This is a genomic window from Flavobacterium aquiphilum (genome assembly GCF_027111335.1).
GTDB classification, from domain to species: Bacteria; Bacteroidota; Bacteroidia; order Flavobacteriales; family Flavobacteriaceae; genus Flavobacterium; species Flavobacterium aquiphilum.
Genome location: NZ_CP114288.1, coordinates 3,737,305 through 3,756,944, shown reverse-complemented (window position 1 = coordinate 3,756,944; position 19,640 = coordinate 3,737,305). Strand labels below are relative to the sequence as shown.

20 protein-coding genes and 1 tRNA gene are annotated in these 19,640 nt (G+C 36.1%); 4 read left to right on the top strand and 17 right to left on the bottom strand.

What is annotated here, in order from left to right:
• Positions 1-334: 334 nt before the first annotated feature.
• Entirely contained in the window at positions 335-934 is a 600-nt protein-coding gene (locus tag OZP12_RS15230; protein WP_281225887.1) for a TetR/AcrR family transcriptional regulator, read from the bottom strand.
• Positions 935-1,074: 140 nt separating this feature from the next.
• Here OZP12_RS15230 and OZP12_RS15225 point away from each other — a divergent pair, with 140 nt between their 5' ends.
• From OZP12_RS15225 to OZP12_RS15210, 4 genes are all read left to right on the top strand, one after another.
• Positions 1,075-1,857, top strand: a complete 783-nt coding sequence (locus OZP12_RS15225; protein ID WP_281225886.1) for an SDR family NAD(P)-dependent oxidoreductase — start codon at positions 1,075-1,077, stop codon at positions 1,855-1,857.
• A 192-nt stretch (positions 1,858-2,049) separates the two neighbouring features.
• Positions 2,050-2,631 (top strand): Crp/Fnr family transcriptional regulator, encoded by a 582-nt coding sequence (locus tag OZP12_RS15220; RefSeq protein ID WP_281225885.1) that lies wholly within the window; start codon positions 2,050-2,052, stop codon positions 2,629-2,631.
• Positions 2,632-2,772: 141 nt separating this feature from the next.
• Positions 2,773-3,612 (top strand): MBL fold metallo-hydrolase, encoded by an 840-nt coding sequence (locus OZP12_RS15215; RefSeq protein ID WP_281225884.1) that lies wholly within the window; start codon positions 2,773-2,775, stop codon positions 3,610-3,612.
• 65 nt (positions 3,613-3,677) lie between these two features.
• The gene (locus OZP12_RS15210) at positions 3,678-3,860 is read left to right on the top strand and encodes a hypothetical protein (protein WP_281225883.1); all 183 of its coding nucleotides are present in this window, start codon (positions 3,678-3,680) and stop codon (positions 3,858-3,860) included.
• 124 nt (positions 3,861-3,984) lie between these two features.
• Here the strand turns inward: OZP12_RS15210 and OZP12_RS15205 are convergent, their stop codons facing one another.
• The 16 genes from OZP12_RS15205 to OZP12_RS15130 form a co-directional block, all read right to left on the bottom strand.
• Positions 3,985-4,107 (bottom strand): hypothetical protein, encoded by a 123-nt coding sequence (locus OZP12_RS15205; protein ID WP_281225882.1) that lies wholly within the window; start codon positions 4,105-4,107, stop codon positions 3,985-3,987.
• Positions 4,108-4,420: 313 nt separating this feature from the next.
• A tRNA-Ser gene (locus OZP12_RS15200) sits at positions 4,421-4,505 on the bottom strand.
• Positions 4,506-4,656: 151 nt separating this feature from the next.
• Positions 4,657-5,055, bottom strand: a complete 399-nt coding sequence (locus OZP12_RS15195; protein WP_281225881.1) for an acyl-CoA thioesterase — start codon at positions 5,053-5,055, stop codon at positions 4,657-4,659.
• 1 nt (position 5,056) lies between these two features.
• Positions 5,057-6,190, bottom strand: coding sequence for a 3,4-dihydroxy-2-butanone-4-phosphate synthase (ribB, locus tag OZP12_RS15190; protein WP_281225880.1), 1,134 nt, complete (start codon positions 6,188-6,190; stop codon positions 5,057-5,059).
• A 1-nt stretch (position 6,191) separates the two neighbouring features.
• Positions 6,192-7,643 (bottom strand): LptF/LptG family permease, encoded by a 1,452-nt coding sequence (locus tag OZP12_RS15185; RefSeq protein ID WP_281225879.1) that lies wholly within the window; start codon positions 7,641-7,643, stop codon positions 6,192-6,194.
• Between the two features lie 7 nt (positions 7,644-7,650).
• On the bottom strand, positions 7,651-8,292 hold the full coding sequence (gene lolA1 / locus OZP12_RS15180) for an outer membrane lipoprotein periplasmic chaperone LolA1 (protein WP_281225878.1): 642 nt from the start codon (positions 8,290-8,292) through the stop codon (positions 7,651-7,653).
• A gap of 323 nt (positions 8,293-8,615) precedes the next feature.
• Positions 8,616-11,084 carry a DNA translocase FtsK gene (locus OZP12_RS15175; protein WP_281225877.1) on the bottom strand — a complete coding sequence of 823 codons (2,469 nt, stop codon included), beginning with the start codon at positions 11,082-11,084 and terminating at the stop codon, positions 8,616-8,618.
• A gap of 17 nt (positions 11,085-11,101) precedes the next feature.
• Positions 11,102-11,476 carry a diacylglycerol kinase family protein gene (locus OZP12_RS15170; protein ID WP_281225876.1) on the bottom strand — a complete coding sequence of 125 codons (375 nt, stop codon included), beginning with the start codon at positions 11,474-11,476 and terminating at the stop codon, positions 11,102-11,104.
• A 9-nt stretch (positions 11,477-11,485) separates the two neighbouring features.
• Complete coding sequence (gene tpx, locus OZP12_RS15165; protein WP_281225875.1) at positions 11,486-11,983, bottom strand: thiol peroxidase; 498 nt, start codon at positions 11,981-11,983, stop codon at positions 11,486-11,488.
• A gap of 448 nt (positions 11,984-12,431) precedes the next feature.
• Positions 12,432-12,689 carry a DUF6952 family protein gene (locus OZP12_RS15160; RefSeq protein ID WP_281225874.1) on the bottom strand — a complete coding sequence of 86 codons (258 nt, stop codon included), beginning with the start codon at positions 12,687-12,689 and terminating at the stop codon, positions 12,432-12,434.
• 115 nt (positions 12,690-12,804) lie between these two features.
• Positions 12,805-13,113 carry a thioredoxin family protein gene (locus OZP12_RS15155; protein ID WP_281225873.1) on the bottom strand — a complete coding sequence of 103 codons (309 nt, stop codon included), beginning with the start codon at positions 13,111-13,113 and terminating at the stop codon, positions 12,805-12,807.
• A gap of 80 nt (positions 13,114-13,193) precedes the next feature.
• Positions 13,194-13,832, bottom strand: a complete 639-nt coding sequence (locus OZP12_RS15150; protein WP_281225872.1) for a peroxiredoxin — start codon at positions 13,830-13,832, stop codon at positions 13,194-13,196.
• Between the two features lie 124 nt (positions 13,833-13,956).
• On the bottom strand, positions 13,957-15,555 hold the full coding sequence (locus OZP12_RS15145; protein ID WP_281225871.1) for a glycoside hydrolase family 3 protein: 1,599 nt from the start codon (positions 15,553-15,555) through the stop codon (positions 13,957-13,959).
• Between the two features lie 73 nt (positions 15,556-15,628).
• Positions 15,629-16,948 (bottom strand): MFS transporter, encoded by a 1,320-nt coding sequence (locus tag OZP12_RS15140; protein ID WP_281225870.1) that lies wholly within the window; start codon positions 16,946-16,948, stop codon positions 15,629-15,631.
• Positions 16,949-17,069: 121 nt separating this feature from the next.
• Complete coding sequence (locus OZP12_RS15135) at positions 17,070-18,623, bottom strand: glycoside hydrolase family 10-like protein (RefSeq protein ID WP_281225869.1); 1,554 nt, start codon at positions 18,621-18,623, stop codon at positions 17,070-17,072.
• 118 nt (positions 18,624-18,741) lie between these two features.
• On the bottom strand, positions 18,742-19,521 hold the full coding sequence (locus tag OZP12_RS15130; protein ID WP_281225868.1) for a bestrophin-like domain: 780 nt from the start codon (positions 19,519-19,521) through the stop codon (positions 18,742-18,744).
• Positions 19,522-19,640 lie beyond the last annotated feature (119 nt).

The window sequence follows — 19,640 nt, the reverse complement described above, 5'->3', positions numbered from 1 at the left end:
AAAACACTCTTAATAAATTGGAGGAATGCTCGGATTAGATATGGCAGGATCAGGAGGATTGGAGCAAGTAAGAGTGGAAGATTTGGTTATCATTGGCAAATTGGCTAATGAGTTATGAATTGGTTTAAACCCCGAAAATAGTAAATTAAAATATTTTATAAACTACCAAACATGAAAACACTACTATTGTAGATACTATGTAAAAAAAAACGGTGACACGTTTAAGTACACTGTATTAATTATGATGCGTTTATTATTGTGCCGGTATTTTTATTTTGCTTTGTATTCAATTTCAAGCTATTGAGGTAATTTGTTATCTCAAAACATTAAACGCCTATAAAATTGCATTAAGATTTTGACTGCAGATTGATTTTGCGGCGGACTTGGCCAATTTGGTTGGTACAGAGTTTTTAGTGGCTTTGTTTCGCAAAATTGCACCTTCAAACAACATAATAATCTGCAGGGACAGCGATTCACTTTGCGCAATTTTTGCCTCTGACAGATATTTTTCAATGAGTCCCCTTAGCGCATTGACGTGTCCATCGCAGGCAGATTCTATTTCTATCGCCTTATTTGAATATTCTGTTTTTGCATTCATTGCAAAGCAGCCTTCAAGATTGCCGGCATCAACCAGTTCTGCCAAGAAGTCAAAAATCATTAAAGCCTTATCGACTGGTTTATCTGCTGTTGATTTTTCAATATAATCAGATATCGCTTTATAGGTGATTTGGTGGTAATAGCCAACCGCAGCGAGAATGAGTATCTCTTTTGAGGCGAAGTGTTTATAAAGTGTCCGTTTGGATATTCCAGTACTATCAACGATAGCATCCACACCAGTCGCATGGAAACCGTTCTTATAAAAAATTTCATAAGCACTTTTTATAATCTCCTCCTTTTTTGTGGATTTTAAAGCTGTTTTTGTTTTTTTTTCCATGAATGAAAAATTTATTTGCAAAAGTAAACAAATCGGTTTACATTTGCAATATGTAAACAGATCGGTTTACATTAAATTGATAAATAAATCTCTTTGAGAAGTAAAACAAAAACTTTATTAAAATGAAAGAAAACAAAAAAATGGGTACCGCGGTAATCACCGGCGCATCGTCAGGTTTAGGAGAGGTATTTGCTGAAAGATTGGCAAAACGAGGTTATGATTTAAAATTGGTTGCCCGTCGCAAGGACAGATTGGATCTGCTGGCAGAAAAATTGGAAAACCAATATGGAATTAAGGTAACCAACTTAGTTTCGGATCTGTCATTGGATACAGAGTTAGAAAAAGTGGCTGAAGATTTAAGAAACGATAAGAGCATAACATTGCTTATTAACAATGCAGGCACTTCTACACTTAATTCAGTAACTAAAACCAGTGTGGTAAAACAGAAAGAAATGGTGAATGTAAATATAACTGCATTAATGTTATTGTCTAATGCTGTTCTGCCGCAGTTCTTAGAGAAAAATGAAGGTACTTTAATCAATATCGCCTCAGTACTTGGATTTTATTCCTTACCTGTAAGTGCTATCTATAGCGGTACAAAAGGTTTTGTGATTCAATATACCAAAGGATTGCAGGAGGAAGTAAAAGGGACTGATATCCATATTCAGCTGGTAAATCCAGCAACCACAGCGACAGAAATATGGGAAGTTAGCGGCGTACCACTGTCCGTATTGGAACAGTCAACGATTATGAAGACTGAAGATTGCGTTGATGCCGTTCTAGCAGGACTGGATCAAGGAGAATTATTGACATATCCGTCTGTAAACGATCAAAATCTAATTGATACTTACGAAGATGCTCGAATAAAATTAATGCAAGGCTCACAAACTGGCCAGCCTGCGGAACGATATATCAAAAGTTAATTAAAAAAAAAATAATACCGCAAGGTGTTTATTCACAATAAATTGCAACAGGTTGATACCCTGTTGCAATTTATTTTAAGGAAATGAACCTTACAAATCAAGATTCGTTTTGCTTTTCAATCAATTTCTAAGTGAATCTAAAATGAGTTTCAAAATTTAAATTGATTACATTTATGTTTTCAATGGAAAAATATGACTGAACTTCTTAAAAAAAATATTGCAGCACATATTTCTCTTTCAGAAAATGAAACAGAGGTGTTTTGCCGTTTATTTGAGCAAAAAACAATTACTAAAAAAAGTTTTTTGTTGCGAGAAGGTGAAGTTTGCAAATTCGAAGGTTTTGTCAACAAGGGGCTTTTTCGGGTCTATCATATTGATCAAAATGGTTTTGAACAAGTGCTCTATTTTGCCACAGAAAATTGGTGGATTACAGATATTGACAGTTTCACCACCGAAACACCATCGCAACTTTTTATAGAAGCTCTCGAAGACAGCGAAGTACTTTTAATTTCTAAAAAAGACAAAGAATTTGCCTATGCTAATTTGCCCAAAATAGAAAAACTATTTCGGGTAATGACCCAAAAAACGCATGTGGCCCTTCAACGCAGGATGATTGACAACCTGAGTAAAACGGCTGAATCCCGTTATATAGAATTTAATGAAAAATACCCCCAACTTGTTCAACGTCTTTCTAATATTCAGGTAGCTGCTTATTTAGGTATTACCAATGTTTTTTTGAGTAACATTCGAAAGAAAATAGCCTCCAAAAAATAGGAATTTCCTTTTAATTATTTAAACTAGTTTAATGTTTTGAGGCTACATACCTTTTCATCTTTGCGGTGTTAATTTATAAGAACACAAAAAATGAAAAAAAGTATCTCAACAGTATTTTTAACAATTTTAATTTTATTTAATATGGAAACACAGGCACAAAGTTTCAAAACAATTGAAGCTAAAGATTTAAAAATTCAAGTTTACAATGCATCAGAAAACAGTTTTGGTGTAGCCTCGATAATCATTTCAGGAAAAACTGATGTCGTTTTGATTGACGCACAATTCACTTTGGCGGATGCCGAAAAAGTAGCGCAAGAAATTAAAGCGAGTGGTAAAAAACTGACCACTATTTACGTTTCTCACGGTGATCCTGATTTCTACTTCGGATTGGAAGTGTTCAAAAAATATTTTCCGGAAGTTACCGCCTATGCTTCTCCGGCCACAGTAGAACACATCAAAGCCACGGCTCAAAAAAAATTAGAAGTTTGGGGCGAACGATTAGGCAAAAACATTACTTCAAACGCTATTTTGCCTCAGGTTTTAAAAGGAAACAGTATTGATTTAGAAGGTCAAAAATTAGAAATCATTGGTTTGGAAGATTTTTCGAATAAAACTTTTGTTTGGATTCCTTCTATCAAAGCAGTCGTTGGCGGAATCAATGTTTTTGGAACTACTTTCAACCTTTGGATGGCCGATGCACAAACGCCAGAGGCACGCAAAAGCTGGATCGCAGTTTTGGACAAAATCACCGCCCTGCATCCTGAAATTGTAATTCCTGCTCATGCCAATAACAATTCTCCTTTTGATATTTCGGCCGTAAACCATACCAAAAATTATATTCAATTCTACGAAGAAGCGTTGAAAACCAACAAGACTTCAGAATCATTAATCACAGCCATAAAAGCAAAATATCCAACACTTACTTTTGAAACTGCCTTACAAATAGGCGCAAAAGTAAACACTGGAGAAATGAAATGGTAAATTCTATTGTATGCAGCTTGGCGATGCTTGTGGCATTGTCAAGTTGTTCATTAAATAAAAAAACAATGACAAATCTAGAAATTATAAAAAGCACTTACGAAGGAAAAACTTCGGAAGAAAACGGCAAAAATCTCACTAAATATGCAGCCGATGATATTTCTTGGACAAAAGCCAAAGGATTTCCGTATGCCGGAACCTATATTGGTTTGGACAACATTACTGGATATGCTAACTTAGCCATCACATAGAGTTAAGAAATAAATCTCAATACTCAGTACATATTGCAAATCGCGATATGCAATATGAGTTTGTAAACTTGTTAGCCTTTTGTAAAGCATTCTATAGATCTGAATCTGTTTTTAACTTTATATCTTATTGATTCGGATTTAATCTAGAAAATCGTTCTGCAATTAATTCTTTATAGGCTAGTTTAAAATCTTCGCTCAAAAAACTTTTGTCAATTAGATCGAGCCATTTGTCTTTGGCCTTTTCCATTTTATTGAATATATTATCTTGTTGTTTTACATCTAAATTTAAGGTTGTAAATGCTGCTACAAAATCACTACGCTTTATTTTTTTCTTTTTGGCGTTTAGCGTCAGTGCCAGATCTTCGTCATCTGCTGTGTAGATACCTAAAACTATAGGGTACCAAATAGGGTACTTGTCGCATAAGATTTAAAGTATAAAATGAAAATGACCACATTTCATGATTTAAATCAAAACGACTCGTAAGTGCTGTAAAATATAGGATTTTGTAAAGTAAGGAAAGTGTTAAAATGTAAAAAGCACCTCATTGAGGTGCTTTCAGCGGAGAAAGAGGGATTCGAACCCCCGGACCTGTTACAGTCAACAGTTTTCAAGACTGCCGCAATCGACCACTCTGCCATTTCTCCAGTATATTGCTCTCATTTCCTGATTGCGAGTGCAAATATAAGACGGTTTTTCGGTTATCAAAACTTTTTTTTGAGTTTTTTTGAAACTTTTTTCAGATAATTTTCAAGTGTCTAATTATCAGTATTTCCGAAAATGAGTTCTTAAAAAAATCTATTGCAAATCGCCCAGAATAGGTGTTGGCTTTTTGTTTTCATCAACAGCAACAAACGAAAAAGTTCCTGAAACTACTGTTTCGCGAAGCATGGAATACATTTGCTCCATAAAAATGTCAACATGAATTTTGCAGCTTGTTCTTCCAACACTATCTACTTTTGCAACTAATTCGATTAAAGTTCCAGCCGGAATCGGTTTTTTAAAGTCAATTTGACCGGTAGAAATTGTAACTACTTTTTTTCTGCTAAAACGGGTCGCACAAATAAAAGCAACTTCATCCATTAGATGCAATGCTGTTCCCCCAAATAAAGTTTCATAATGATTAGTCGTACTAGGGAAAACAGCTTTAAAAATATGTGTCTCAGCGTTTTTGATTCTTTCTTCTAAAGTCCCCATATTAATACTTTACATATTCTGTGATTTCTAGCCCGTACCCAATCATTCCGACACGCTTTCCTTGTTCTGTATTGGATACTAATCGTATTTTAGAAATATCAATATCATGTAATATTTGGGCACCAATACCATAATCTTTAGTGTCAATAACAACTTTTGGAGCTTTCATGGTACCATTGGCTTGGAGAGACTTCAACTCATTGATGCGATTCAGTAAATTTACAGCAGTCATATCCTGATTAATGAATATTACAGCTCCTTTACCATTATCATTAATAATTTGGAACATATTGTCCAGTTGCTGATCAACATTATTAGTTAATGTTCCTAAAAGGTCGTTATTCACCTGAGAAGAATGGATTCTGGTTAAGATAGGTTCTCCTAAATTCCAGGTTCCTTTTGTTAAAGCAATATGAATCTGTTTATTTGTCGTTTGTTCGTAAGCTCTAAGTCTGAAAGTACCAAAGCGGGTTTCAATATCAAAATCTTCTTTCTTAACAATCAGGCTATCGTGTTGCATTCTGTAAGCAACCAAGTCTTCGATAGAAACCAATTTCAAGTTGAATTTCTTAGCGACTTCTACAAGTTCCGGCAGGCGGGACATAGTTCCGTCTTCATTTAAAATTTCGCAGATAACACCAGCCGATTTAAAACCTGCCAATCGTGCAAAGTCAATTGCGGCTTCGGTATGGCCTGTTCTTCTTAAAACGCCTCCTTGTTTAGCAATTAAAGGAAAAATGTGTCCAGGGCGTGCTAAATCATGTGGTTTTGTATTGCCGTCAACTAAAGCGTGTACGGTTTTTGAACGGTCGGCTGCAGATATTCCGGTGGAAACGCCGAATCCTTTTAAATCAACTGAAACTGTAAAAGCAGTTTCCATGTGATCGGTATTGTTGGTTACCATGGAGCGTAAGTCAAGCTCTTTACAACGGCTTTCGGTTAGTGGGGCGCATATTAAACCACGTCCATGAGTTGCCATAAAGTTGATCATTTCGGGTGTTACCTTTTCGGCGGCAGCCAAAAAATCACCTTCGTTTTCGCGGTCTTCATCATCAACAACAATGATTACTTTACCTTGGCGAATATCTTCGATAGCTTCTTCAATAGTGTTGAGTTGTATTTTCTGGGTTGACATCTTATTCTTTATTTAGAGATGGAAATATTTTGTGTATAATTTTTTGAAATACCTTTTGAATAGGTTCCAGTATTACGTCGATATTGATTAAACCAATGTCGTTGGTGGCACGAAACGTCAGTAAAACTGCTAATGGTGTCAGGATCATTGACGCCATCCAGGCTCCAAGAAACGGATGTAAACCGTCTTCTTGCGAAATCCTTTTTCCAAAAGTATTGATGAAATGGAACGATATAAAGATCATTACGGCAAATACGATTGGTAAACCAAGCCCTCCTTTACGGATGATAGCTCCCAAAGGGGCTCCAATGAAAAACATAAGGAAACAGGCATAAACAATCACAAATTTTTCGTTCAAAGCTATAATGTGGCTGTTGATGGTTTTCTTTTTAAAGTCCAGTTCTGTTTTTGTGGCATCAATAGAGTAGAGCATACTTTCTACAGTACTACTTGCCGCACTAAGGACTTCTAATCTTTTCTTGTTGTCCAGGAGTGACAATAAATTTTTGCCCACATGTTTTTTCTTTGCAGGAACAGGGGCTTTGTTGTCAATCAATGTTCCTAGTCTTGAAACACTGTTTTCAGAGAAGGAAACAATTTCTGTATTCCTGTTTTTTGTCAGGGAATCCAAAGTGTATTTCAAATCACTCATGTTTAACATGGCACTGGTGTTCGTAACACTTTCGTCTTTCGTATCCACTTTGTTCAACTGAGACAAATCGATATTGATACGGTATTTTTTAAACGAACTTTTGGCAAATGGCAATTTGTCTCGGTCTTCGTATTTTTTAGGAACAATGTCTTGATAGTAATTACCGTCATTCAAAACCAATTGCAGGATACTCGATTTGTCACTGCTGACTAATTCTCCGTTTGTAGCACGAATTACCGTTTTGCTGCCGTCTCCGCTTAGGTTTTTTTGATGGATGGTAATTCCGGTGAGGTGATTACCGTTCTCTCCTGATTTCTTATTTACTTTGATGTTGTATGATCCTACATCACTAAATTGTCCTTCGGTGATGGCTAGTGCCGGTTTGGCTTGGGCAATATTTTTTCTGAAGTTGATGAACTTGAATTCGGCATAGGGAATTACATTATTAGCAAAGAAAAAGGCGATAATACTCAATACCGTAATGGCAATCGTCAAACTTATCATGGCTCTTTGCAACGAGATACCGGCCGATTTCATAGCGGCAAATTCATAATGTTCCGAGAGGTCTCCAAAAGACATTATCGAAGCCAACAAAATCGAAAGAGGAAGTACCAAAGGCACAATTCTGGGCATCGAAAAAGCCAGAAATTTGATGACCATTACCATGTCCAAATCCTTACCGGCCAATTCGGCAATAAATAACCAAACGGTCTGCAGGATGAACACAAAAAATAGGATAACAAATACCGTGGCAAATGTACCTAGAAATGTTTTTAATAAGTATCGATCTAGAATTTTCACTAAATAATTAGTCTAATTTGTTGATGTAATAGTTAGGATATTTACTCGCAACAAAGGTAAACTGATTTTTTGGTAATGCCTGATTTGTTTTAAAAGAAATAACGGTCAATGTTGTTTTAGTACCTTTTTTGGCAATCTCAATAACATTGTGAATATTGTTTGTTTTCGTATCGATTCCCACCAAAATTTCTTTTCGGGGATCTTTGGCACTGGTAGGGGTCAGTTTTACATATTGGACTTTTTTGCCGGCTACATTTTGAGTAATATCCATCGAAAATTTATAACCGGTATTGAAAAAAGTCATCATTTTTGAAGGAGTGATCGCCGATTCGTCTTTTTCGTCCACTTTCGAGATAGTAATTTCCTCATCTTCCGGATTGATGGTGTAGTTCTTTTTACCGTCAAAAATCTTGGTGATTCCCATAAAACTCAATACAAATTGATTGCCTTTCATCACCACACTTCCTTTGCTGTCTTGGTTGATATTTTCTTTCGCATTGTTTAGCGAATATTTAAAATCGATTGTTATGTTCTCGTAACTTTTTACTTTGGCAGTTACTTTGTCCAGTAAATCTTTTGCTTTTTTATCTTGTGCCTGAGTCGAAAATCCAATGAAAAGTGCTGCCAAAAGGCCTACAATTGCTCTCATTCCTAATCTGTTTTGTAGTGTCATTTGTTTTATTGTATTCTTAGTATTTAATAATAATTTTTTGGGCGTGCCCCCAATATATAAAGGGGCTACTCATAGCAACGCATATACGCCCCTTTATATATCGGGGTCGGGCTATCCGCGCTACTTTGGTAGCCAGCTTCTATCCCTCACGCGCATTCGTGCAATAATGAAATTTGGTGCAAAAGTAAAACCTTAAAAGTTATAAGTATTTAATAAAAAGCTAAATTTCAATTTCAATGTCAAAAATCAATTTCAAATTTTAATTATCCAATTATCTAATTATCAAATTGTCTAATTGATTAGCCTTCGTTTTGAAAAAACTGATCCAAGCTGGCCATATCTTGAATGTTAACGTTTCTAGCTTTACTTCCTTCAAAAGGACCTACAATTCCGGCAGCTTCGAGTTGGTCAATCAATCTTCCGGCTCTGTTGTAACCCAATTTCAGTTTTCGTTGTAATAACGAAGCCGATCCTTGTTGCGCATTTACAATTACTTCGGCTGCTTCCCTAAACAAGCTGTCCCTTTCAGATATATCCATTTCCAAACTTACTCCATTGTCTTCTCCAATAAATTCAGGAAGAAGGTAAGCCGTGGCATACGCTTTTTGCGAACCAATAAATTCAGTTATTTTTTCCACTTCGGGAGTGTCCACAAAGGCGCATTGTACGCGGACAACATCATTTCCATTCGAGTATAATAAATCCCCGCGTCCGATCAATTGATCAGCTCCCTGAGTGTCCAAAATGGTTCTGGAATCGATTTTAGAGGTTACTCTAAAAGCAATTCTCGCTGGGAAGTTGGCTTTGATCAAACCTGTAATTACATTCACCGATGGTCTTTGTGTTGCAATAATCAAGTGAATACCAATGGCACGTGCCAATTGCGCCAAACGGGCAATAGGAACTTCAACTTCTTTTCCGGCAGTCATAATCAAATCGGCAAACTCATCGACAACCAATACGATATAGGGAAGGAATCGGTGTCCGTTCTCCGGATTCAATCTTCGGCTTTTGAATTTTTCGTTGTATTCCTTGATGTTTCTTACCATCGCGTCTTTAAGCAATGAATAACGATTATCCATTTCCACACAAAGTGAGTTCAAAGTCGTTACTACCTTGGCATTATCGGTGATGATAGCATCTTCGGTATCCGGCAGTTTGGCTAGGTAATGTCTTTCAATTTTATTGAAAAGCGTAAGTTCAACTTTCTTAGGGTCAACCAATACAAATTTTACTTCGGCCGGATGTTTTTTGTATAAAAGTGAAGTTAAAACAGCATTCAAACCAACCGATTTTCCTTGTCCGGTAGCTCCCGCCATCAATAAGTGAGGCATTTTGGCCAAATCGACCACAAATGTCTCGTTCGAAATGGTTTTTCCAAGAGCAATAGGCAATTCCATTTCGGCTTCCTGGAATTTAGCAGATCCAATGGCACTTCGCATCGAAACCATTGTAGGAGTCTTGTTTGGAACCTCGATACCGATAGTTCCTTTACCTGGAATAGGGGCAATGATACGAATTCCCAATGCCGATAATGACAAGGCTATATCGTCTTCCAAACTCTTGATTTTAGAAATACGGATTCCGGCTTCAGGAACAATTTCATATAAAGTTACCGATGGTCCTACTGTCGCTTTGATTTGAGCGATTTCTATTTTGTAATTGCGAAGGGTATCGACAATTTTGTTTTTGTTTTCTTCGAGTTCTTCTTGATTGATGGTAATTCCTCCAGTCGAATACTCTTTTAATAAATCGATAGTTGGGAATTTGTAATTGGACAAATCCAAAGTAGGATCAAATAACCCAAAATCTTCTACCAAGCGAGAAGCTAAATTATCTTCAATAATGTCTTCTTCTACAGCTTTTTCAATTACAAAAGCTTCTTCTGTTTGTGGTTCTGTTTTAGCTTTTGCTGGTGCAATTGGTTCAAGTTCTATAGGAGTTGGTTTAATTGTAGGTTCCAAATTGATTTCGGAAGCACTTGAAATAGTTGGTTTCAAGGCTTCTTTGTTGATTTCAAATTGGGAAGTAGGTGTTTTTAGGTGGATGTTGTCCCATTCTTCTTCCGGTTCGTCTTCTACAGCAAATTCTTCTAAGTTATAAGCGCTTTCATTATTTTCAGTTGTTGATAATATTGGTGCTGAAGCCATATCTTCACTGATTTCTTTTTTTGTTTTTTCAAAAAAGGATTGCACTTTTTCCGGCGATACCTGTATTTTGAAAATCAAATAAAGGAGCACACAAAAAACCAGTACCAAAAGCGTTCCTGTTTTTCCAATATAATCCTGTGCAAATAAATTCAGTTCATAACCGATTGTTCCTCCCAATTCAGGTAGTGAAGTGGCAAAAAAACCAAACAGAACTGATAAAATGATAACAGCAAATAAATCCCAAAACCAAACTCCTTTTAGTTTCTTTATCGAGAGACTCAAAATTAGGTACATTCCAGTCAGGAAAAATAAGCGCACAAATAGAAAGGCAGCAATACCAAACCCACGATAGATGAATAAATCGGCAAGATAAGCTCCAAATTTGCCTAACCAGTTTTGAACTACTTCTTTACGGTCTCCTAATTCTGTAAGAGCGCTTTGGTCAATTTGCCCATAGATAAAGAATGAGACAAATGCGACTAATAAAGCGATAGAGAATAATACCAAAAGGAATCCCAAAACAATTTTATGTTGTTTGGAGAGTCCCCATGATTTTTTTTCTGTAGCTTCTAATTCGCTTTTTTTATCTAAAGATTCTTTTTTTGTAGATTTTGCCATTCTTGAATTAATTGAACCTATAAAAATTTTGGGACATAAATAATCAGACCAATTGCAATTGCTGTTAGTGCGGCAAAAAATACTGCTCCAGCGGCAATATCTTTTATAAAACCAATTTTTTCGTGAAAATTGGGATGAATAAAATCGGCTATTTTTTCTACAGCCGTATTTAATCCTTCAATGCTCATGACTAAACCAATGGCCAGGGTTTGAAAAAGCCATTCGGTGGCTGTGATTTGAAAATAAATACCGGCAATTGTCATCAGGATTCCAATTGAAAATTGGACCATTACGCTGTGCTCGGTAGTAATTAATTTTACGGCACCTTGAAAAGCGAATTTTACGCTTTTCAATCGGCCGGTAAGCAATGTGTTGTCTTTTTGAAATTCCATTATAGAATATTAAAGTGCAGCTAAAGCAGCTTCATAATTAGGTTCGTTTACGATTTCGCCTACTTGTTCTGTGTGTTTTACAACACCGTTTTCATCAGTAACTATGATAACTCTTGAATGTAGTCCTTTCAAAGGGCCATCGATAAAATCCAAACCATTGTCTTTTCCAAAAGTTCCTTCTTGAAAGTCTGATAAGTTTACTACATTTTCAAGCCCTTCAGCACCACAAAAACGTTGTTGTGCAAACGGTAAATCTCTGGAAATACACAAAACACTGGTGTTTTCTAATTTGCTTGCAGTTTCGTTGAATTTTCTAACTGACGCTGCACAAGTTCCTGTATCGATGCTAGGGAAAATATTTAAAACTAATTTTTTACCAGCAAAAGTGCTCAAATCAGCAACAGATAAATCGCTTTTTACTAATTTAAAATTTGCCAATTTTGATCCTACTTTTGGTAGTTCTCCTGAAGTGTGTATTGGGTTTCCTTTTAATGTTACGGTAGCCATAAATGTTTGTTTTTTTTGTGAGGTTCAAAAGTAAGGATTAAAATTTGAATCTAAAAGGATTTGTTTTTTTGAGTTGCTGAGAATCTAATGTTTCTAAATCCCTATGTTTTTTTAGATTGAAGGTTTAGAAGTTTAGAAGGTTTAGGAGTTTAGGAGTTTAGAAGTTTATTGTTTGCAGTTTGTTATTTCCCCTCCTTTGGAGGGGTGCCCGCAGGGCGGGGTGGCAAATAATACCGGTTGCATCAATACATTTCTCTCCTAAAAAAGCAGAATGTTGATTTTTAGCCCCGATTGTAGTGGAAATCCTCTTGTACTGGGGTTCAGTACAAGAGATTGAAGCGAAAGCGGGAGGAAACTTTCAGGGAAAATTGCATGTTCTTGCTTCATAAAAAAAAGCGTCTCTTTTCAGGAAACGCTTCTTGTTTTTTGATAATATATATGGTAGTTGTTATTTGTCAATTGCTCCGAGAACTCTTTTCATAAAGGCATTCAGGGCTTCTTTTTTATCGGTTCCTTGTTGTATCATTTTGTGAACTTCAAGTGCGCCGTACATGTTCGAAATCAATTCGCCAATGACATCTAGTTCTTCGTCTTTTAAAGAGGCGATTTCAGTCATGGATTCCAATACTTCCAGCGTTTCGATTATGTAATCCTGGTCGTTTTCCTCAATGAATTGGGTAAGGTGTTTTATTACGGGTAACTTCATTTTGTAGATTTCTTAGATTATTAGACTTGCTTAGACTTGCTTAGACTTCTTAGACTTTCTTTAAATTTTTAATAATATAGTATCTAAAAATCTAAGTAAGTCTAACGATCTAAAATTAAACTATTTCGTTCACCAATTCGATCAAAACTTCCTGTTTGTTAGTTTGAGTCTCGTTTACCAATTTTCCGTTTACGAAAGTGGCAAATGTAGGCAAGTTGCTTACGTTGGCTAGTTTTCTGGATTCCGGAAAACTTTCGGCATCTACCAAAACAAATGAAATTCCGTCATTGTCTAAAGCCAGTTTTTTAAATTTTGGTTTCATGATTCGGCAATTCCCACACCAAGAGGCAGAGTATTGAACCACCACTTTTTCGTTTTGCGCTATTAAAGACGCTAACGTGTCTTCGTTTAATTCTATTAGCATGTTTTTAAAATTTAAATTTCAATTACAACTTCAATGGCAATTTTTAAAATTGAAAATTGCCATTGTCATTGCTATTGTTATTAGTTTAAGCTTAAGTATTCTGCAGTACTTTTTCTGTCAGCAGTCATAGCTTCTTTACCAGCTTCCCAGTTTGCAGGACAAACTTCACCTTTAGTTTGGATGTGAGTGTAAGCATCAACCATTCTTAAGTATTCGTTTACGTTACGTCCTAGTGGCATATCGTTTACGCTTTCGTGGAAAATTTTTCCAGTTTCGTCAATTAAGTATGTAGCTCTGTAAGGAACGTTTGAACCTTCGATGATAACTGAATCAGTGTCTTCGCTATAGCTAGTAGATTCAATATCAAGGATTCCTAAAATGTTAGCTAAGTTTCTGTTAGTGTCTGCAAGGATAGGGTAAGTAACACCTTCGATTCCACCATTGTTTTTTGGAGTATTCAACCAAGCAAAGTGTACTTCGTTAGTATCGCAAGAAGCTCCAATTACGATTGTATTTCTTTTTTCAAATTCTGGTAAAGCAGCTTGAAAAGCGTGTAATTCTGTTGGACATACAAAAGTGAAATCTTTTGGGTACCAAAACAAAAGTACTTTTTTGTTGTTTTGTGTAGCTTCTTCGAAGATGTTGATTTTTAAATTATCGCCCATTTCTGAGATAGCGTCTACTGCAATACTTGGAATTTTTTTACCTACTAATGACATATTTAATTAATTTTTGTTGTTTATTATTTTTATTGATGCAAATATAAAGCTTCTAAAAAAAGCCTTGCAATAAAGTTTTATTATTAATTTTTATCTACCGATAGCTTAGTGTTATTGTGTGATCCTAAATGTTTGTTAGTGAAACCGGTAGGCTTCCTTTTCCTTTTTTATCTTCCATCAATTGTTCGGCAGCACTTTCTTGAAATTCTGTAAAATCCTGATACATTTCTACAATTCCGTAGGTATAATCCAAATTCGGAATCACTTGCAGCGCATATGGATTTCCAAAAACATAAAGGATGCATTTTTTAGTTTGAAACAATTGCCCTAAGAATTCTAAAACCGAGTCTTCCAATTCAAATTTGTTCAAAGGTTTTGCTTTTGGGACAAATAAAGAAATGAGAATGGTATCGAAAGGGATAAGGTCTTCTTTTATCGTTGTTTCAGTTAAATCATTGCCATTTTCAATTGCATATTCCGGCGAAGGCAAAACATTTTCCAAAGTTTTGAAAAACGGATTTTCAATTGATTTATAAACGCTTAATTTGGCAAGTTTCTCCCTGTTTTTGGAATCAAAGAGAAGTATCGAACTATTTTTGTCTTTAATTTCAGTAATGCAATAGTCGGCGATTTTTCGATTGAGTGCGGAAGTGGCTTTAAAGTCGAAATCAGCAGCAGGGCTTGGATTGTTGTCGAATAGGCCTGCTTTTTCTTTGCATTTCATAATACGGTTCAAGCTGGCTTCTATTCGCTCCGGACTGGCGTTTTTCAGAATTGCCTGAATGCCTTCGGGTACGTTTTCGGCAAAACACAGCACATCGTTTCCCGCATTGAAAGCTTCCCATTCCAGTTGGCCTTTGGTTTCATATAATTTGGAAACGCTATGCATGTTCAAAGCATCGGAAATAACCAAACCATCGTAACCTAATTTTTCACGTAAAAGAGATTTTATGATGTTTTTAGACAAAGTTGCCGACGTTTCTTTCCCACCGTTCAAAGCAGGAACAGCCAAATGGCCTATCATGATGGAATCAACTTGATTTTCGATTCCCTTTATGAATGGTACCAATTCGTTTTCGAGCAACTGCTCTAAATTTTCCTCTAAAACAGGTAGTCCTAAATGTGAATCGACGCTGGTATTACCATGTCCCGGGAAGTGTTTAAGACAGCCCAGAATTCCAACATCAGACATTCCGCGAAGGTATTCCAAGGCATATTGTGCGACTTTTTCTTTATTGGAACCAAAAGAACGATATCCAATTACCGGATTATTTGGGTTATTGTTGATGTCGGCCAATGGAGCCAAATTATAATGAATTCCTGCCGATTTTAAGTCTAATCCAATTTGTTTTCCAACTTGATAAACCAAATCGATTTTTCTTTCGGGCAAAGCGCCAAGGGTAATAGCGTATGGATATTGTGGTGTTTTCTCGACGCGCATGGCTAGACCCCATTCAGCATCAATGCTCATCAAAAGGGGAGTGCTGGCGCTTTTTTGATAACGTATAATCAGTTCTTTCAATCTTTGATAACTGTCATCATTGAACTCTACTTTTTTCTTAGACTCATAGTTAGTTGCAGCACTAGCCCTGCTATGAAAAAAAGTCAATCCACCAATGTTGTAATCTCTGATTAAACGTTCTATTTTCTGAATATTCTCTTCCGTGTCATTGATAAAAACGGCTGGAAAAAAGAACTGTCCGATTTTTTGTTCAAGTGTCATTTTGAGTTTTTTATAAGTTTCCCTCTTTTCTTCTTTGCAATTTTATGAGAAAATAAAAAAAGTATTGAATTGTTTAAATCTTGTTTTCTTCCTTTTTCTTGCCAAAGTCAGCTGGGTAATTTAGAAATTGGGATAATATCAAGCCAGGAATGGTTGCTATAAATACCCAGATAAAGAAATTACCGTACCCTAGATATTCCTGTATAAATCCGCTTGCCATACCCGGAAGCATCATGCCCAAAGCCATAAAACCTGTGGCAATAGCATAATGAGCTGTTTTGGATTCGCCTTCGGCTACATAAATCAAATACATCATAAAGGCAGCAAAACCAAAACCATATCCAAATTGTTCGGTAATTACAACCGCTGTAATGTATGGATTCAAAATGTAATCAAAAGTGTAGCTAAACATTTCTAAATGTAAATTGATATCGCCAACTGGATGAAAATGTGATAAATAAACAAAACCCAAGATAGGTAAATGCATGGACAAAAACATTGGTAACATCCATTTGCGTAATCCTCCTTTGGAGATCGCTATTCCTCCAAGGATTCCGCCTATAACGAGTGCTGTTACTCCAAAAGTTCCGTAAATAATCCCTACGTCTTCGGTGGTTAGCCCTAAGCCACCTTTGGATTTTTCGTCAATTAGGAAAGGAGTCAGCATTTTTAATAATTGAGATTCACCCAATCTGAAAAGCAAAATAAATGCCAGTATGAGTCCGATTTGTTTCTTCTGAAAAAAAGTAGCAAACACTTCTCCAAAGCTTGCTTTGTGGGTTGTTTTGGTTTCTGTTGTTTCTTCTACTTTAGGTGTTGTGAAAAAGTTGTAAACCGTTAGTAATATCATTATTAGTGCTACAACAATCATTGTGTAAGACCAAGCTTTGGTTTTGTCGCCGTATTGGTGTTCCAAATATCCTCCTAAAATCACGATTAGTCCATTTGCGGTAAGCATCGAAAGACGGTAGAATGTGCTTCGAATACCCAAGAAGAATGATTGTTGTTCTTTGGCTAAAGCCAACATATAAAAACCATCGCTGGCTACATCATTGGAGGCAGAGGCAAACGCTGCTACCCAAAATAGTGCCAAGCTCAACATAAAGAAATGATTCATAGGAATGGTCAATCCGACAATCAAAAAGGCTATGGCAATTACCAATTGCATGGCAAGAAACCATTTTCTTTTGGTAGCATACAAGTCGATAAATGGGCTCCATAATGGTTTGATTACCCAAGGTAAATACAATAAACTGGTATAAACACCTATGTCTTCATTATTAATTCCTAAATTTTTGTACATAATCACCGAAACGGAAATAATGATGGCATACGGAAATCCCGATGCAAAATTCAAAAACGGAATCCAATACCAAGGCTTGTTTTCTCTCATTGTTTATGTAGGTTTTATTTATTGTTTAATCGTTTATATGTTTAAATTGTTTAATCGTTTAAGTTGTTTAAGGTTTTAATCTTATGATTTTAAACGATTAAACAATTTTGAATTTTAAACTTTATTTCGTTTGCGTTTCCACCTGCAAATCAATTACTGTTTCAGGGCTTTCGTTGGCGTAGTGATCTACAAAAGTAAAGGCAAAGGCCGCTTTACCAATCATTAGATTGGCTGGAACTTCTATTTGGTAGGTTCCGTTTTCTTCAACGACTGCGATTTTATCCAAAATTTGGCAGGCATCTTTAATGTTTATTTTAGAAGTATCCTTTGCGCCATACACAACTATGTATCTTACTTTTGCCAATTGTGCAGGTTTCTTGAACGAAATATAGTAAAAGTCGGCGTCCTTAGTGATGGAATTAATCAGAAGGGTTTCGGTTATCTGCTTTTTGAAATTTGGAACTGGTAATGGCAATGCAGGATATTTATATTCGTTTTCTTTAAGCACTTTAACTACGTCCTGATTTTTGTCGACAAACCATTTGGCACTAAAAAAACCATTTCCTTGCACGTTGTCATAGGAACGAGTAAGGTCTATTTGATTAGGAATTTCAAATTTGTTGTTCCAATGTTTGTCTGAATCGGATTTGATTTTATAAGTGCTATTCCCTATATAAAGTGCGGTACTGGCTGGAGTGTTTTCAGACCACCATTTTATCAGTTTTGCATACGAAGCTGTTTTGTGATCAATACTCCAGTACAATTGCGGCACGATATAATCAATCCATTTATTGTTCATCCAATCCATAGGATCAGCATACAAATCATCATAATTGGTTTGTCCTGATTGGGTATCCGAGCCTTTAGGATCAACAGATTTGTTGCGCCAAACCCCAAACGGACTGATACCAAATTGTACCCATGGTTTTAGTTTTTTAATGGAAAAAGAAATGTTTTTAACAAAGTTTGTCACATTGGAACGCCTCCAATCTGCAAGAGAAAGCCCGTTTCCGTATTTTTGATACGAAGCGGCATCATTAAACTCGATACCTTTTATTTTGTATGGGTAAAAATAATCATCAAAATGGATGGCATCGATATCATATTTTATTACGACCTCTTCAACAATTGATGTTAAGTGCTGTTGTACTTCGGGAAGGGCAGGGTTATAGTAATATTTGCCCCCATATTCAATCATCCATTCGGGGTGTTTGTAATAATCGTGGCTTGGACTTAAGGTCTCGGTTTTCAGATCGAACGTGGCACGATACGGGTTAAGCCAGGCATGAAATTCGAAACCGCGTTCATGTGCTTCGGTAATCATCCATTCGAGTACATCATAATTGGGGCTTGGTGCTTTTCCTTCTTTTCCAGTTAGGTAGCGCGACCAAGGAGCCAATGATGTTGGATACAATGCATCACCAACAGAACGTATTTGCACGATAACGGCATTGTAATTCAGTTTTTTGTAGGTATCCAAAATTTCGAGATAGTCGGTTTTTTGTTTTTCAACCGAATCGATATTGCTTTTCGGCCAGTCGATATTGACAACAGTGGCGATCCAAACAGCTCTGAATTCGTTTTTAGGGTACATTTCTCTCTTTTGGGCATATCCTAAAACAGCAAAAAACAGAAAATATATAATTGGGAAAAACTGCGACTTCTTCAAATTCATTTTCGACTTTTTTATAAAGGATTCAAAAGTAGCTTTTTTAGCGAAGTTTATTCAATTAATTGTCAATAAAATTTATGATAACAGTGGTTAATACGCTTGTTTGATTGCTAAATAAAAATTATTCGAAATTCTTTCTTAAATCTATTATGGTCTGATTAGGTAAGTCCAGATTTACAAAACCCCTTCTTGGTCGGTCTAAATCTAATGTAAACAGAATAACGAGAGATACTAAAAGACAAAATCCGATTTGTATCAACCAGTCAATTCTGCCTTTGCGACCTTCCGAATAACCATTGTAGAAGGCACTTATCAGAGCGAGAAAAAACAACATGATTAGAATGCTTTGTGGGACTTTTGCTTTTTCCCCGGCAAGACGAGAAGTTGTTATGTCAATCATCGCGTTTAAAGCGGGAATCATTTGTTGTGTCGCTGCCAGATTAGCTGGATCTTTAGCTAGATTAGTAGCTCGTTTCCACAATTTCGAAGAAATCACTTGCGACAAACTATCGGTTTTTAGAATTTCTTTTGGATTTGCACCTACTTCGTAAAAGGATATTCTTGTTTCTACATAGTCCTTAAAATCTTTGCGAAATAAAGCTCTTGTTGAATCAGGGTATAAATCGCTTCGCAAAATAGCGGTGCCAATATCATTTGCCTCTTCGATAACAATTTTTCTTCGCGAATCGTAACGATCACCACTCATCCCGAATGTAAATGCCAATAAGAAAAAAAGCAGGGCTAAAAGACCAGAAGTTTCGGTTGGTCTGCTTTTTACATCTTTTTTAAGCCTAATATAGTTTCCTATTTTATTTCCGATTAAACTTGAAAAAAGCATTAAAAGGAACAGTGAAGGAGCGATTACCCATGCTTCGGTTTGATTGAGCGTACTTATGTCCATGTTATTTTATGTTTCGGTTGTTGTACACTAATTTAGGTAAAAAAACAGAATTTTGAAGATTTGTAATTGATTGTTTGGAGATTTTTTAAATATTTTGATTTGATTTACAAATGATTACG